The sequence below is a fragment of the Crassaminicella indica genome (genome assembly GCF_019203185.1).
GTDB lineage: Bacteria > Bacillota > Clostridia > Peptostreptococcales > Thermotaleaceae > Crassaminicella > Crassaminicella indica.
The window spans coordinates 606498-621991 of record NZ_CP078093.1; the positions used below are offsets into that span (position 1 = coordinate 606498).

The window sequence follows — 15494 nt, forward strand, 5'->3', positions numbered from 1 at the left end:
CCTCCACTCTCAAATTAGTATGTATATGTCTTTACAAACAAATATATTTTACTTTATACAAAGTTATGCATCACAGTACTACTCCCTATCAATCAGTGCAAACTTAATAGTCGCCTTACAAGCAACTTCATCTCCTACATAAGCAACTGCTTCACCTTTTCCCATTCCTCTACGCATACTCACCATTTCAACTTCTAGCCTTAATGTATCTCCAGGTACTACTTGTCTTCTAAACTTTGCATTCTCAATCCCTGTAAACACAGCTAGCTTTCCTTTATATTCTTCTAAGGATAGTACTGCTACTGCTCCTACCTGTGCCAAAGCCTCAACCTGTAAAACTCCTGGCATTATAGGGTTTCCTGGAAAATGACCCTGAAAGAATGGTTCATTTATAGTTACATTTTTAATCCCTACTGCTTTTTTTCCTGCTTCTAGTTCAATAATCTTATCTACTAATAAAAATGGATATCTATGTGGGATAATTTTTTGAATCTCTATATTATTTAACATTTTTTTACACTCCTTTTTTATATTCCTTAACTCTTTTATTTTACAAGAAGTTACAGTATTAATCAACCGAATATAAATTTTTTCATTGAAATGTAAAAATTAGTCATATATACACAAAAAGAGTCAACTTAATTCTTCATCGACTCTTTTATACATTTCTTATTCACTATTTCATATTCTTAGATAACTGCTTGTACATCTGTCTTGCAAGTCCAAATCCCTGACCTTTAGCACTTTCCTCTGCTAATTTTTCATCTAACATATCCTCAAAAATTTCTCGCCCATAGCTCTTCTCTATAATACCGTCTTCATGAATAGTTTTTCTCATGCTCTTCATCATCATGTTTATAAATATTGCTTCAAATTGTTTGCAGGTTTTCATTAGCTTTTTTTTGTCTTTTGTTTCTTGTGCTTTTTCAAAAGCTTTTTGAAAGGAATGATCCTTTACTTTACTTTTTTCATATTGAGATTTATTGAGTGTAGTTGATAATACAGAATTGATCTTCAAGGATATCCACTCCTTTTTTTCTTGATTCAATATTTTGCATCTGTAAAATTAATAAAATTAGTGTAAGTATTTTGCTATTTTGGTTGGTTTTATCAGCTAAGTGCAACGGAAAAGTTCGTTAAAAATCTCCAAAGACAAATTAAACCATCCCTAAAGCTTTTGGAGATTTAGGACTTTGTAGTGGAATGTGCTGGTATAAAACCCCAAAAGAGCAACTACGCACATAATTTTATTATTTTTACCTTCTTAAATTATTTGCCTGCTCTAGCATCTGATCTGCTGTTTGAATAGACTTTGAATTTATTTCATAAGCTCTTTGAGCAGTAATCATCTTGACCATTTCTTCTACTACAGATACATTGGAAGCTTCTAAAAAGCCCTGCTTGATCACTCCTGCATCTCCTTCCTCTGCTTCTATAGCTTCACCTGATGCATTAGTTGCCTTATATAGGTTTTGTCCTATAGCTTCTAGTCCAGCAGGATTTGGAAATCTTACTAAATCCATTTGTCCTATTTCTTCCCAATCATCTTCTCCTTTTCTTTTTACATTTATCATTCCTTCTGGAGAAACTGTGATTTCTTTAATATCACTGCCTAATTCTATATCAGCACCCTCTGCCTGTACAAAATACCCCTCTGATGTAACAAGTCTTGTTTCATCATCCTGTACACTTAATTTAAAGCTTCCATCCTTTGTATAAAACAAATTATCATTTTCATCTCGTACTACAAAAAATCCATCGCCATCTATAGCAAAATCCAAGTCGTTGTTTGTTTGTTCAGGATTTCCCTTTGTAAAAGAACGAAGTGTTGCCATTGGCATAACACCATAACCGATTTCAAGGTTTACTGGTCTTCCCTGTCCTTCATCAATACTTTTTCTGGTTAATTGCTCATATAATAAATCTTTAAACTCAACCCTCTGCTTTTTATATCCTGTAGTGTTGACATTAGCTAAGTTATTAGATATTGTATCAACATTTAATTGCTGTGCCTTCATTCCCGATGCAGCCGTCCATAGTGCTCTCATGTTTGTTTCCCCTCCTATATTTTCTTTCCCTTTAGTCTAGTTTTTGATCATCCGCCGACCGCCTTTAAGGTGCTGTTTCTTCCTTGTCCTGTTATAACAGAAACAGTGCCTTAACGAAGTGGAGAAGGATCATCAAAAACTTATACTTTTCCGACCTCATTTACAGCTTTTCCCAATGTATCATCATAAGCCTTTACGATTTTTTGTCCAGATTCGTAGTTTCTAAAAAGGCTCATCATTTTCACCATTTCCTTTACAGCATTGACATTAGATTTTTCTAAAAAGCCCTGAACAATTTTTCCAGTAAATGTAGCCTCTTTCGCTTCCATTCCTTCTGACATTCTATACATGTTGCTTGCTTCTTTTCTCAAATCCTTCATATTCTCTAGTTCAACAACTTGTATAGTATCTACATATTCTCCATCTACCATTATTTCTCCTAATTCATTAATAGACACATCTTTTCCATCTATAATAATAGGTCCATCTATTCCTAATACCTTATATCCATCTAATGTAACAAGCTCCTTATCCTTGTTTAAGTTAAAGCTTCCATCTCTTGTATAACGCAAGCCTGCTGATGTTTGAACCTTAAAAAAGCCTTTCCCCTTTATTCCTAAATCAAGATCATTGTCTGTCTCATAAAGTTGTCCTTGTTCATAATTTACATATACTCTATCAAACCTAACACCACCATTTAAAGTTCCAATAGTATTAGGGGATACTGGTTTTACTAAATTATCTACAATATTACCACCTATCATTACTTGTCCACTATTATTGATTTCAAGCTCTTCATCTCCTACATAAATTGGACCTTTATTCCCTAATACCAAGTAGCCAGACCTTGTATCTATTTCTCCATTCACATCTTTATAATATGTGCTCAGGTATCCATCCTCGTTTACTGTAAATTTCAAATCCTTATGATAACTATCTCCGTTAGGTGTCCTTACTCTAAAATATCCGCCCTTCGTATTTACTTCATATAAATTATCTTCTTTTTTTACTGTAATACCACTAAAATTTTCCACGTTTGAAAAATCCATAGGGGCATTGATTTTTTTTATCAAAGTCTCTGGAAAAGACTCGGAAACAACCACGTCTTTTTTATATCCTACCGTATCAATATTAGCAATGTTATTAGTAATCACATCCAATTTTTTGTTATTCGTCTGCATAGCAGATGTTGCTGTATAAAGTCCCCTGAGCATGGTTTATCACTCCTTTATGTATACACAGTCTTATTATTTTATCGACATACTTATTTAAAATCTTTATACTTTTTTACCAAAATAAAATATTTACTACCATCTACCTAGACCTTCTAAAATCCTTACTGCTCATCATGCTCTTCTCCAAAACATTAATAGACTCAAGAGACGCTCCAGTTCCCTTTGCTACACATTCAATAGGATCTTCTGCAATATAAGTAGGTATTCCTGTTCTTTCTTCAATAAGTTTATTTAAACCATTCAACAAAGCCCCTCCACCTGTCATGACAATACCTCTATCACTAATATCCGCTGCCAATTCTGGTGGTGTTCTCTCAAGAACTGCATGAACAGAATCTGCAATAGCCATAACTGGTTCTTCAAGAGCATACAGCATTTCTTCAGAAGTAACCTTGATAGTTCTAGGAAGACCTGATACCAAATCTCTTCCCCTACATTCAGCAGTTAATAGCTTTGTTTTTGGATAAGCTGTTCCAATACTTATCTTCAAGCTTTCTGCTGTCCTTTCACCTATTAAAAGATTATGCTTTTTTCTCATATATTTTACAATAGCTTGATCAAATCTATCTCCTGCACATTTTATAGATCTGCTTGCTACAACGCCTCCTAATGAAATAACCGCTACGTCTGCCGTTCCTCCTCCAATATCTACAACCATATTGCCATCTGGCTTAGATATATCAAGTCCTGCTCCGATAGCTGCAGCAATTGGCTCTTCTATCAAATAAGTAGTTCCACCCCCTGCTTCACTAGTCGCTTCTATAGCTGCCCTTTTTTCTACTTCTGTTACACCACTAGGTACACAAACAATTATTTTAGGCTTGAAGAATCTTCTTTTCCCGCAGGTTTTATGTATAAAATATCGAAGCATTCTTTCTGTCACTTCATAATCTGAGATTACTCCATCCTTTAATGGTCTTATAGCAACAATATTTCCAGGAGTTCTTCCTAACATTTTTCTAGCTTCTTCTCCTACTGCTAAAAGCTTATTGGTATTTTTATCAATCGCTACTACTGAAGGCTCCTTTAGTACGATTCCTTTTCCCTTTATAAATACTAAAACACTAGCCGTACCTAGATCAATGCCTACTTCCATTCCTAATCCAAACATTTTAATCTCCTTCCATCCTTATCTCTGAAGATATTTTTCTATATAAAATAAATATTTTGTTCGATTAACAGTAAATTTGTCGTATCCACTTTATTCTATTCTATATCAATTTTATAATTCCTTTTAAATTTTAAAGTTTTTTCCAGTATCTTTTGAAACTATTTATTTTATGTTCTATTGATTGTTTAAGCTGCATAATATTTATCAAGGAGTTCATATAAAGGGGGTTGCACAATTGAAAGATTACATAGAAGAAAGAGCAATGGAAATAGCCGAATATATCATAAATGAAAAAGCTACCGTTCGCCAAACCGCCAAAGTGTTTGGGGTAAGCAAAAGCACAGTCCATAAGGATGTAACTGAACGCCTTCCTAAGATAAACCCTCTGGTTGCAAGTCAAGTTAAGCGCATACTTGATAAAAATAAAGCTGAAAGACATATAAGAGGCGGCAAAGCAACAAGGATGAAATATAGAAGTATTCACGAATAGAGAAAAACAGGGGAGCTCCCCTGTTTTAGTTTTTACTAGATAAGTATGTATTCGGATCCACATTTTTGCCATCTATAAGCACTTCAAAATGAAGATGTGGTTCCTCTAAAGTCTCAAATAAAGCTGTTTTTCCTACACCACTTATAATCTGTCCTTGTTCTACCCAATCTCCAACCTTAACCATCTTCTCTGTGCTAAGATTTGCATATTTCGTAATCATATGGTCTCCATGAGATATTGCAATGGTAATGCCTAGCTGTGCATCCCTAGTAACCTCCACAACCTCTCCGGATAATGCTGCCACAACAGGGGTATTTTCAGAAGCAATAATATCTATTCCGTGGTGGGTAGTATATTGATCTAATGTCTTTGAATAAATCAATTTATTTGCTGCATAACCCATTCCTCTTTTTCCCTTTAGAGGCTCTATCATTTGTACTTTTTTATTTGATACGATCTCTTTTTTTGCTTTCTTAGGCTTTGACTTAATAATTTTATCATCTTTTTTAAGTACCGCTGATGAAACTGTAAGCTCTTCTTTATCTTCCATATCCTCAACAACAATAGAAGGCGAATGATCGTAAGCATTTATATCTAAAGACTGATTTTCTTCTACTGACGGCGTTTTTATATCTTCTGCTATGAATTGATTAATATTTTTCTTCGTAACCCACATAGCTGTTGTTGCAACGATACATACACATAAAAACAAAACGATATAAAACCCTTCATTGTCTAAAAGTTTATAAAGCCCCCTATTTTTAGACCATTTTTTAAAACCCATATACCTCACCTCCATCTAGTATTCTTGCCACTATGATGGATTTCATACATAGGTTTTAATCAAAGTTTTCACTATTACTTCATTTTGTTTATTTCTACTCCTACATAATAATGTTTTAATATCTCATCAAATTTATATCCTCTCTCTGCCATTCCATTAGCTCCCCATTGGCTCATCCCTACTCCATGTCCATATCCACTGGTGATAAATTTTATATTATCTCCCTCAACATCTATCTTAAAGTTTGCAGATCTTAATCCTAATAATTCTCTTAATTCTCTTCCTGTTATGATTTTATTCCCTACCTTCAGCTTTAAAACCCTACCCCCTTCACTTCTTTCTAATACCTTTAGAGAATCAAGCTTATAAGAATTTATGTTGCAATCACTATATTTATTTTTAATTTTATCAATAAAGGTTTTAGCAGAAACTATTTGTTCATCCTGAAGATGTGGAGCTCTCTCTTCATATGGACTATCTACACTTCTAAGATATGGTACCCATGCAGCAAAAACATCCTCTGAGTTTTCTGTTTTCCCACCACTAGTAGAATGGAACAAAGGTTGCTTTACAGGTTCACCTTCATATGTCATAATCAGCCCCTTTGTTTCTTCCACAGCTTTCTCAATTTTAGGCCAGTAATCCTTCATCCAGTTATCTGACTTAAGCTTTCTTAATTTTTCTTTTGAAAGCCATACTTGACAATGAACACTATCGCATAGCTCTGCTCCTTTGTGTGCTGGATGTCCATCTTTTCCATAAGCGTTCATTCGTGATACTGCATAAGTTCTTGCTGCAACTGCTTGAGCTTTTAAAGCTTCCATCTGAAAAGCCGCTGGCATCTCTCCTGCCACAACACCTTTTATGTACTCTTCTAAGCTTAAAAGCTTAATTTCTCCTGTTTCATGCATATATACCCGTACAACCGGTTCACTTTCTACAATTGGTTCTTTTACAACCTTAGGTTTGTGCACATCACAGCCTTGAATCAACAACATAGGTATACAAATAATAATAACGAACAAAGCAAAAATGAACACAAATATATTTTTCATCACTCTTCCCCCTTTGTGTCTTTTGCTATAAGATTAATGACAGTAAAATTTTACAATCACGTATCTATATAGCTTATGCTTCACAAAAGGGGAATAGAACAAAAAATGTGCCACAAAGGACACATTTTTTATTCTACTCTTTTGATTTTTGCACCTAAAGCACTCAACTTATTTTCAATATTTACATATCCTCGATCGATATGATAAACATCTCCAATTTCTGTTGTTCCTTCTGCTGCCATACCTGCAAGAATTAAAGCAGCACCTGCTCTAAGATCTGTTGCTTTTACCTGCGTACCCTGTAAGCTTTCTACTCCTTGTACTACTGCACTTCTTCCTTCGATTTTAATATTCGCACCCATCCTCTTTAGCTCTGCTACATGCATAAATCTATTTTCGAATACTGTTTCTATGACAACACTCGTACCCTTAGCAACGCTTAAAAGAGTCATAAATTGTGCTTGCATATCTGTAGGAAATCCAGGATAAGGTAAAGTTTTAATATCTGTAGAGATAATTCCGTTTTTTGCTATTACACGTATACTATCACTATTTTCTTCTATTTCAACACCACATTCTCTCAACTTAGCAATTGTAGGCTTTAAATGGTCTGAAAGTACATTTTCAATCAGTACATCTCCACCCGTTATAGCTGCTGCAATCATATATGTTCCCGCTTCAATACGATCAGGAATAATCATATGCCTTGTTCCACCTAGTTCTTTTACCCCTTCGATCTTTATAGTATCTGTTCCTGCTCCTTTAATCTTTGCTCCTAATCCATTTAAAAAATTGGCCAAATCTACTATTTCTGGCTCTTCTGCTGCGTTTTGTATTACTGTCAATCCTTCTGCCATTGTTGCAGCCATCATAATATTTTCAGTAGCGCCAACGCTTGGAAAGTCCAAATATATTTTATTTCCTATAAGTCGGTCTGCTTTTGCTTCTACATATCCATGTCCCACATTGATTTCTGCACCTAATGCATGAAAACCTTTTAGATGCAGGTCAATAGGTCTTGTCCCTATAGCACATCCTCCTGGAAGAGAAATCCTAGCTTTTCCCTTTCGTGCCAAAAGAGGCCCCATCACCAAAAAAGATGCTCGCATTTTTCTAACCAGTTCATAAGGTGCTTCATAATGATGAATACTGCTTCCATCAACTTCAATACATCCTAATTTAACATCGCTTTTCACACGAGCTCCTATAGATGAGAGTAGTTCACCGATTACTTCCACATCCTTGAGTGTAGGTATATCTTCTAAAACACATTTTTCTTGAGATAATAAAGCTGCAGCAAGAATTGGTAATACTGAGTTTTTTGCTCCATTGACCCTCACAGTCCCTTTCAGTGGAGGGCTTTTTTCTATAACGATTTTCGCCACCTGCTAGCCTCCTTTAGATTCGTCATTGTTTTTATACAACCCAAAATAAACACTTCTACATTATTACAAAATATCCTTTAGGAAAATTCTAAAAATTTAATAACCAATTGCAATAAACGGCGCTCCAATCCAAATATTTGTTTTATCATTATATGAATTGTAGCGAAGAGCTATTTGTAAATTTACTTTTCTTCCCCCATAGGAATTAAACTTTTTTATTTTGCTACTAAAGCTTGTAATACTAATCATATTTTCATCACGAAAAACTTCTACCTTTACAGCATCCATACTTTTTATAATATTTTCCACAACTTCTTCCTTCTGCACATTATCTAATTTCCCCTTAAAGCTCCCTGTAATACAAGAGGTTATATTAACTTTTCCAAAATCATCTAAAGCTTCCTTTATGTTTTGTGATAAGCTAGTTAAATGTTCTATTTTTTCATCTACAGCATCTATCACAATATTAGTTTCTTTTAAATCGTCACTATTAGAAGACTGGACAATTATACAGATTGCTTCATCATTTTTTCCTTTTCCCGTTATATATATGTGGATATTTTCTCTGATTGACGCATCTTCTATCTGTTGATCCTTTAATGCTAGCTTTTTTGATAAATCCATAAGGATTTCCTTTGCTTTAGAAGGACTTGTAAAGCTTTTATCCATAGTTACATATGCATGGATATTTATTTCTTCTACTGCTCCATCAGTGCTTTTAAAAGCTTTAATTATTCCTTCTTCCTTTGTCATAGCTACCGTATTAAGAGATAACATAAATAATAAGTTCATCATCAGAAATAAATAAATAAAAATTTTTTTAAAATTAAAATATGCTTTCATAATCCCTCTCCCTCAGCAATAAAAAATATAAAGGGAAGAAAATAAATAAGAAAAATATGTTAAAGGGGGACGAAAACATATTCTCTATCTATTCCTTCCCTTGTTATTAAAAGTATTGACCGAAGAAAAAGGGAATATACATCGGTATAATAAAAAATATCTATTTTTTTAAACTCTCACAAACACCGCATTTAATCCCAATCATTTTATCTAAAAATGTGATTTCTTCAAACTCATCTATAAACATAGGAGCTTCTTTTTTTAATATTTCCATATGCTCTTTACACAGCTTTTTGCTTTTAGCATGATAAAATATATCTGGAAGCACAGGTAATTTTTCTATTAATACACAGCTTTCATTTACTGCTTCACTACTTGCTAATACAAGTGCAATTTCTCCATTTGTATTCTGCATATCTACTGTTTTGTAGTCTTTATTATATTTCTTAGCTATATCCATAAACTTTTCTATGACAGTATCTAAGACACTGCTTTCTACAATGATTTTATCAACTCTTTCATCCTTGCATTTTTCTTCTACAACTTTTACTGCTTCTTTTCTATTTATTTGTTCAAAGGTCAATGCAAAAACAACTCTTTCTCGAAATTCTCCAAGCCATCGTCTTTTTTCATCTGCTTTGATTTGTGGCGTTCCTGATAATCCATAATTTATATATTTTTCTAATTCGCTTTGCTTCTCCATAAACTACCCCCATTTCTAAAGTTCCTGAACATTATTGCATTTTTCATAGCTATTGTCAATCTTATTTTTTCGCTTTATATGTGTTCTATGCAATAAAAATCCCAAACACAATTGTGTCTGGGATTTTTATTTATTCACCCTTTGCTACTCTTATTCGCGTTAAAGCTCTTTTTAGAGCTGCTTTTGCTCTTAAAGCATCTGTATTTTCCTGAGGATTTTTAAGATGCTCTTCAGCTCTTTTTTTAGCTGCTTTTGCCCTTTCTATATCTATCTCTTCAGGCCATTCAGCTGAGTCTGTAATAATTGTCGTTTTATCCTCTTTGATCTGAATGAAGCCTCCTGCACATGCAGCTTCTTTATATTTTCCATTTTGCTTTATTTTCAATACACCGATTTCTAAGGGGCTTACTGTAAACATATGGTCTTTTAAAATACCCATATCCCCTTGAATAGTTCTTACTACAATTCTTTCCACTTGACCTTCAAAAAATCTCCGATCAGGTGTAACAATTTCCAATTGGAAAGTAGAAGCCATTTCTTCACCTCCATAGTCAGGTAGAAGCATACTTACACTAGCTTCCTTGCTTTGCTTTCTCTACTGCTTCATCAATTGTTCCAACATAAAGAAATGCTGACTCTGGAAGATCGTCATGCTTTCCATCAAGAATTTCTCTAAAGCCTCTTATTGTTTCTTTAAGCGGAACATATTTTCCTTGCATACCTGTAAACTGTTCTGCAACATGGAATGGTTGAGATAAAAATCTTTGCATCTTTCTTGCTCTAGAAACAACTAGCTTATCTTCATCAGATAATTCATCCATTCCTAGAATCGCAATAATATCTTGAAGCTCTTTATATCTTTGAAGAACCTCCTGCACCTCACGAGCCACTCTATAGTGTTCTTCTCCTACAATAGCAGGGTCCATAATTCTAGATGTAGAATCTAGAGGGTCTACAGCTGGATAAATTCCAAGCTCTGATATAGCACGAGAAAGAACAGTTGTCGCATCAAGATGCGCAAAGGTTGTTGCTGGTGCTGGGTCAGTCAAGTCATCTGCAGGTACATATACAGCTTGAACAGATGTAATAGACCCTTTCTTAGTAGATGTAATCCTTTCTTGTAGCGCCCCCATCTCCGTAGCAAGTGTTGGCTGATAACCAACAGCACTTGGCATACGTCCAAGCAATGCTGAAACCTCAGATCCTGCTTGTGTAAATCTAAATATATTGTCAATAAATAAAAGTACGTCTTGTCCTTCCTTATCTCTGAAGTATTCAGCCATCGTAAGACCAGTAAGTGCTACACGCATCCTCGCTCCAGGAGGCTCATTCATCTGTCCAAATACCATAGCTGTCTTATCAATAACTCCTGATTCTATCATCTCATGATAAAGGTCGTTTCCTTCTCTTGTTCTTTCACCTACACCTGCAAAAACAGAAAGTCCTCCATGCTCTTTTGCAATATTGTTTATAAGCTCCATAATAAGTACAGTTTTTCCAACCCCTGCACCTCCGAAAAGTCCTACTTTACCACCCTTCGCATAAGGAGCAATCAAGTCAATTACCTTAATACCAGTTTCAAAAATTTGTGATGAGGTTTCCTGTTCTTCAAATTTTGGTGATGGTCTGTGAATAGGATATCTTTCCTTTTCATTTGCAGGTCCTTTTAAGTCTATTGGTTCTCCTAATACATTAAAAATTCTTCCTAAGGTTTCTTTCCCAACAGGAACAGAAATAGGTGCTCCTGTATCTACTGCCTCCGTACCACGTACAAGTCCATCAGTAGATGACATGGCAATGCAACGAACAGTATCATCTCCTATATGCTGTGCTACCTCAGCTACAATTTTTCTATCCTCTACATTTATTTCTATCGCATTGAGTAGCTCTGGAAGCTTTTCAGAATTAAATTTTATATCTAAAACGGGACCTATTATCTGCACGATTTTCCCCACATTTTTCGCCATGCTCATTCACATCCTTTCCTTCAGCTAGAGCTATTTTAGTGCCTCAGCTCCACCAACAATTTCAGCAATTTCTTGTGTGATCGCTGCTTGACGAGCTCTATTGTAATTTAATGTTAATTTGCTAATCATTTCCTCTGCATTATCTGTAGCATTTTCCATAGCTACCCTTCTTGCCCCTTGTTCACTAGCAGAAGCTTCTACTAATGCACCATATATTGTACTCTCAATATATTTAGGTACAATGTAGTTTAATAAGCTTTCCGGAGAAGGATCATAAGAAACATATTCAAAGCTTTCCTTTTTCTCTGTATTATCATCCATGCTCAGCGGAAGCAGTTTAATAACCTCTGGCTTTTGGGATACAGTACTTATAAACTGTGTATATACAAGATATACTTCATCTATCATTTTTTTCTCATATAATTTAAGTACGAGATTGCTTATTTTTTTTGCATCACTATATGTTGGCTTTTCTGAAATATGGATGAACTCTCCATCTAATTCATATTTCCTGTTCCTGAAATAATCTCGTCCTTTAGATCCTACCGCTACAACAGATACCCCTTGTTTTTGTTCCATATTTTCTAATGCTTTTTTAATGACATTGATATTATAGCCTCCACATAAGCCTCTATCTGCTGTTATCACAATATAACAGCTTCTTTTGATATCTCTTTTTTCTAAAAACTTATGCTTAATTCCTTTAACATTTGAAAATATATCTTTGACTGTATCTTGAATAGTATGGAAATAAGGTCTTGATCTTTCAGCACGCTCTCTTGCACGTCTTAATTTTGCTGATGATACAAGCTCCATCGCCTTTGTAATTTGCTTTGTACTGTTTACACTTTTGATTCTGCGCTTTATATCACGCATACCCATCCCTGCCATATATTCACCTCCATCCATAACGGTTAACGTTTAGGGGCTATCGTTAGCCGTTCGTGGTTAGCCCTTAGCCAGTCGGTGGCAGGCTTTTTTATTCTTCTATTTTAAAAATCCCTTTAAATTCTTCAATAGCAGCTTTTAATTTTTCTTCTAACTCTTCACTTAAATTTCCTGTGCTTCTAATTTCTTCACCGATTTCTGAATGCTTGTTTTCCATAAATTCATAAAACTCTACTTCAAATTTTCTAATCTTATTTACTGGAATTTCTCTTAAATATTTATTGATAGCAGCATAAATAATCATAACCTGACGATCTACACGAACAGGTTCATATTGAGGCTGCTTTAATATTTCCATAAGTCTTTCACCTTGCTCTAATCTTTCTCTTGTGTCCTTATCAAGCTCTGAACCAAATTGAGCAAAGGCTGCAAGCTCTCTATATTGTGCAAGCTCAAGTCTTATCTTTCCTGCAACTTTTTTCATAGCCTTAAGCTGTGCATCTCCACCAACCCTTGATACAGATATACCAGAGTTTACAGCAGGACGTTGACCTGCAAAGAATAATTCTGACTCAAGAAAAATCTGTCCGTCTGTAATAGATATTACATTAGTAGGAATGTATGCAGAAACATCTCCTGCCTGTGTCTCAATAATCGGAAGAGCTGTTAGCGAACCTCCTCCTAAATCATCGTTTAATTTTGCAGCACGCTCAAGCAACCTACTATGTAAGTAAAATACATCACCTGGATATGCCTCACGTCCCGGTGGACGGCGAAGCAATAATGACATTGCACGATATGCTACAGCATGCTTTGATAAATCATCATAAATAATGAGTACATCTTTTCCATTATGCATAAACTCTTCACCCATAGCACAGCCTGCATATGGAGCAATATATTGAAGAGGTGCTAATTCACTAGCAGTAGCTGATACAATAATCGTATAATCCATAGCTCCATGATCCTCTAAAGTCTTTACAATTTGTGCTACAGTAGATTTTTTTTGCCCTATAGCAACATAAATACAAATAACATTTTCTTCCTTTTGGTTTAATATAGTATCGATAGCAATAGCTGTTTTTCCTGTTTGCCTATCTCCGATAATAAGCTCCCTTTGACCTCTACCAATAGGAATCATTGCATCTATTGCTTTGATTCCTGTCTGTAGTGGCTGATGAACAGATTTTCTTTCAATAACTCCTGGAGCTACATTCTCAATAGGTCTGTATTTTTCTGATTTTATAGGTCCTTTTCCATCTATAGGCTGACCTAGTGCATTAACTACACGACCAATCAAGCTGTCTCCAACAGGCACCTCAACAATTCTTCCTGTATGCTTTACAATATCTCCCTCTTTTATATTTTGATCTGAGCCTAAAAGCACACAACCAATATTATCTTCTTCCAGGTTTAAAGCCATTCCATAGACGTCTCCAGGAAACTCTAAAAGCTCTCCTGCCATACATTTTTCTAATCCGTGGATTCTGGCAATACCATCACCAACCTGAATAACAGTACCCACATCAGTAACTCGAAGCTTATTTTCATATCTTTTGATCTGTTCTTTTATAATTGAACTGATTTCCTCAGGTCTGAGATTCATCTTTATATCACCGCTCTCCTAAACTAATATTTGTGCAAGGTCTTTTTTCATTGTATCAAGACGGCTTTGAATTGTGCCATCGATTACCTTGTCTCCTACTTTTACTAAAGCTCCACCAATAATAGATGGATCTACAATATTTTTAAGCTGTACCTTCTTTCCTATTGTGATTGAAAGTTTATTTTCAAGCATCAATTTTTCTTCATCCTTCAGAGGCACAGCCGTAGTTACTGTACCTTCTATCATATTATTATGATCATTTGCAAGCTTTTTAAATAGCTTTGCAATCCCTTCAAAATACATGGTTCTTCTTTTATCTATAAGGATTTTCAAAAAATTCATCATTTCAGTACTGATCTTTTCTTTAAAAGTCTCTTCTATGATCTTTTTTTTCTCATCTTTACTGATTTGAGGAGTATTATACAACTGATAAAAATCTGGATAAGCTTTAAAAGCATCTAAAACAAAAAGTATTTCTTCTTTTAAGCTCTCTAACTGATTTCCCTCAACAGCTACTTCAAATAACGCATCTGCATAAGTTTTTTCTATTAATTTTGCCATCTAGCGTCCCCTACCTCATCAATAAATTCTTTTATCAAGCCACGATGCTCTTTTTCATCTAAAGTCTTATCAATGATTTTGCTAGCAGCTATGAGTGCAAGGGAAGCCATTTCATTTTTAAGTTCATTCACAGCTTGTTCTTGCTTTCTCTTTATTTCTAATTCAGCTCTTTCTAATATTTGAGAAGCCTCTTTTTCTGCATTCTTTATTATTTGATCTGCTCTTTTTTCTGCTCTTTTAGATGCTTCCTTTATAAGCTGTCTACCTTCTTCTTCTGCAAGCTGAAGCTTTGTTTCATATTCTTTTTTTCTTTTCTCTGCTTCTTTATTTTTTTCTTCAGCTTCTTTTATTGATGCTAAAATATTATCCTGTCTTGACTGCATAAATTCATGAACAGGCTTGAAAAGGACTATCTTTAAAGCTATAAATAATATAAGCATATTAGCAATCTGCAATATAATCGTCCAGTTCAATTCCACTAATCCTGTCATAGTATAGCTGCCTCCTTTCTAAACAGATAATCTGCTTTTTTAGATAGATCTTAAATACTATAAAAGCTTGATTAGTGGATTTGCAAATAATAAAACCAACGCAATTATCAAACCATAAATACCTGTTGTCTCTGCAACAGCTGCTCCAAGAAGCATTGTTCTAATAATATCTCCCTGTGCTTCAGGCTGTCTACCAACTCCTTCAGCACCTTTTCCTGCTGCATACCCTTGTCCAATACCAGGTCCTATCCCTGCTATCATTGCAAGTCCTGCACCAATTGCTGAACATGCTAATACTAATGCTTTTCCTGTAATAGGTTCCATTAT

At 34.8% G+C, this 15494-nt stretch carries 18 protein-coding genes; 1 reads left to right on the forward strand and 17 read right to left on the reverse strand.

The window, feature by feature from the left end; genetic code table 11:
* Positions 1-78: 78 nt before the first annotated feature.
* The 5 genes from fabZ to mreB form a co-directional block, all read right to left on the reverse strand.
* The gene (gene fabZ, locus KVH43_RS02940; RefSeq protein WP_218283389.1) at positions 79-510 is read right to left on the reverse strand and encodes a 3-hydroxyacyl-ACP dehydratase FabZ; all 432 of its coding nucleotides are present in this window, start codon (positions 508-510) and stop codon (positions 79-81) included.
* A 166-nt stretch (positions 511-676) separates the two neighbouring features.
* Positions 677-1018 carry a rod-binding protein gene (locus KVH43_RS02945; RefSeq protein ID WP_218283390.1) on the reverse strand — a complete coding sequence of 114 codons (342 nt, stop codon included), beginning with the start codon at positions 1016-1018 and terminating at the stop codon, positions 677-679.
* A gap of 238 nt (positions 1019-1256) precedes the next feature.
* Positions 1257-2048, reverse strand: a complete 792-nt coding sequence (gene flgG / locus KVH43_RS02950) for a flagellar basal-body rod protein FlgG (protein WP_218283391.1) — start codon at positions 2046-2048, stop codon at positions 1257-1259.
* A gap of 140 nt (positions 2049-2188) precedes the next feature.
* Positions 2189-3262 (reverse strand): flagellar hook-basal body protein, encoded by a 1074-nt coding sequence (locus KVH43_RS02955; RefSeq protein WP_218283392.1) that lies wholly within the window; start codon positions 3260-3262, stop codon positions 2189-2191.
* A 100-nt stretch (positions 3263-3362) separates the two neighbouring features.
* Complete coding sequence (gene mreB / locus KVH43_RS02960) at positions 3363-4394, reverse strand: rod shape-determining protein (RefSeq protein ID WP_218283393.1); 1032 nt, start codon at positions 4392-4394, stop codon at positions 3363-3365.
* A 235-nt stretch (positions 4395-4629) separates the two neighbouring features.
* Between mreB and spoIIID the strand changes: the two genes are divergently transcribed.
* Complete coding sequence (spoIIID, locus tag KVH43_RS02965) at positions 4630-4884, forward strand: sporulation transcriptional regulator SpoIIID (RefSeq protein WP_218283394.1); 255 nt, start codon at positions 4630-4632, stop codon at positions 4882-4884.
* Between the two features lie 25 nt (positions 4885-4909).
* Here the strand turns inward: spoIIID and KVH43_RS02970 are convergent, their stop codons facing one another.
* The 12 genes from KVH43_RS02970 to atpE all read right to left on the reverse strand — a co-directional run bounded on the left by KVH43_RS02970 (position 4910) and on the right by atpE (position 15491).
* Positions 4910-5668, reverse strand: a complete 759-nt coding sequence (locus KVH43_RS02970; protein ID WP_218283395.1) for a M23 family metallopeptidase — start codon at positions 5666-5668, stop codon at positions 4910-4912.
* A 74-nt stretch (positions 5669-5742) separates the two neighbouring features.
* Entirely contained in the window at positions 5743-6723 is a 981-nt protein-coding gene (gene spoIID / locus KVH43_RS02975; RefSeq protein WP_218283396.1) for a stage II sporulation protein D, read from the reverse strand.
* 128 nt (positions 6724-6851) lie between these two features.
* On the reverse strand, positions 6852-8108 hold the full coding sequence (gene murA / locus KVH43_RS02980) for a UDP-N-acetylglucosamine 1-carboxyvinyltransferase (protein WP_218283397.1): 1257 nt from the start codon (positions 8106-8108) through the stop codon (positions 6852-6854).
* Positions 8109-8204: 96 nt separating this feature from the next.
* Positions 8205-8951: a YwmB family TATA-box binding protein gene (locus tag KVH43_RS02985; protein ID WP_218283398.1), complete on the reverse strand. Its 747-nt coding sequence runs from the start codon at positions 8949-8951 to the stop codon at positions 8205-8207.
* A gap of 160 nt (positions 8952-9111) precedes the next feature.
* Positions 9112-9654 carry a YueI family protein gene (locus tag KVH43_RS02990; protein WP_218283399.1) on the reverse strand — a complete coding sequence of 181 codons (543 nt, stop codon included), beginning with the start codon at positions 9652-9654 and terminating at the stop codon, positions 9112-9114.
* 130 nt (positions 9655-9784) lie between these two features.
* Positions 9785-10189, reverse strand: a complete 405-nt coding sequence (locus KVH43_RS02995; protein ID WP_218283400.1) for a F0F1 ATP synthase subunit epsilon — start codon at positions 10187-10189, stop codon at positions 9785-9787.
* Between the two features lie 37 nt (positions 10190-10226).
* Positions 10227-11621: a F0F1 ATP synthase subunit beta gene (atpD, locus tag KVH43_RS03000; RefSeq protein ID WP_218283401.1), complete on the reverse strand. Its 1395-nt coding sequence runs from the start codon at positions 11619-11621 to the stop codon at positions 10227-10229.
* Positions 11622-11651: 30 nt separating this feature from the next.
* Complete coding sequence (atpG, locus tag KVH43_RS03005; protein WP_218283402.1) at positions 11652-12512, reverse strand: ATP synthase F1 subunit gamma; 861 nt, start codon at positions 12510-12512, stop codon at positions 11652-11654.
* An 88-nt stretch (positions 12513-12600) separates the two neighbouring features.
* Complete coding sequence (gene atpA, locus KVH43_RS03010) at positions 12601-14115, reverse strand: F0F1 ATP synthase subunit alpha (RefSeq protein ID WP_218283403.1); 1515 nt, start codon at positions 14113-14115, stop codon at positions 12601-12603.
* Between the two features lie 18 nt (positions 14116-14133).
* Positions 14134-14676, reverse strand: a complete 543-nt coding sequence (locus KVH43_RS03015) for a F0F1 ATP synthase subunit delta (RefSeq protein ID WP_218283404.1) — start codon at positions 14674-14676, stop codon at positions 14134-14136.
* Entirely contained in the window at positions 14664-15167 is a 504-nt protein-coding gene (gene atpF, locus KVH43_RS03020) for a F0F1 ATP synthase subunit B (protein WP_218283405.1), read from the reverse strand. Before atpF ends, KVH43_RS03015 begins: the two co-directional genes overlap by 13 nt.
* Before the next feature lie 57 nt (positions 15168-15224).
* Positions 15225-15491: an ATP synthase F0 subunit C gene (gene atpE, locus KVH43_RS03025; protein WP_218283406.1), complete on the reverse strand. Its 267-nt coding sequence runs from the start codon at positions 15489-15491 to the stop codon at positions 15225-15227.
* Positions 15492-15494: the final 3 nt, after the last annotated feature.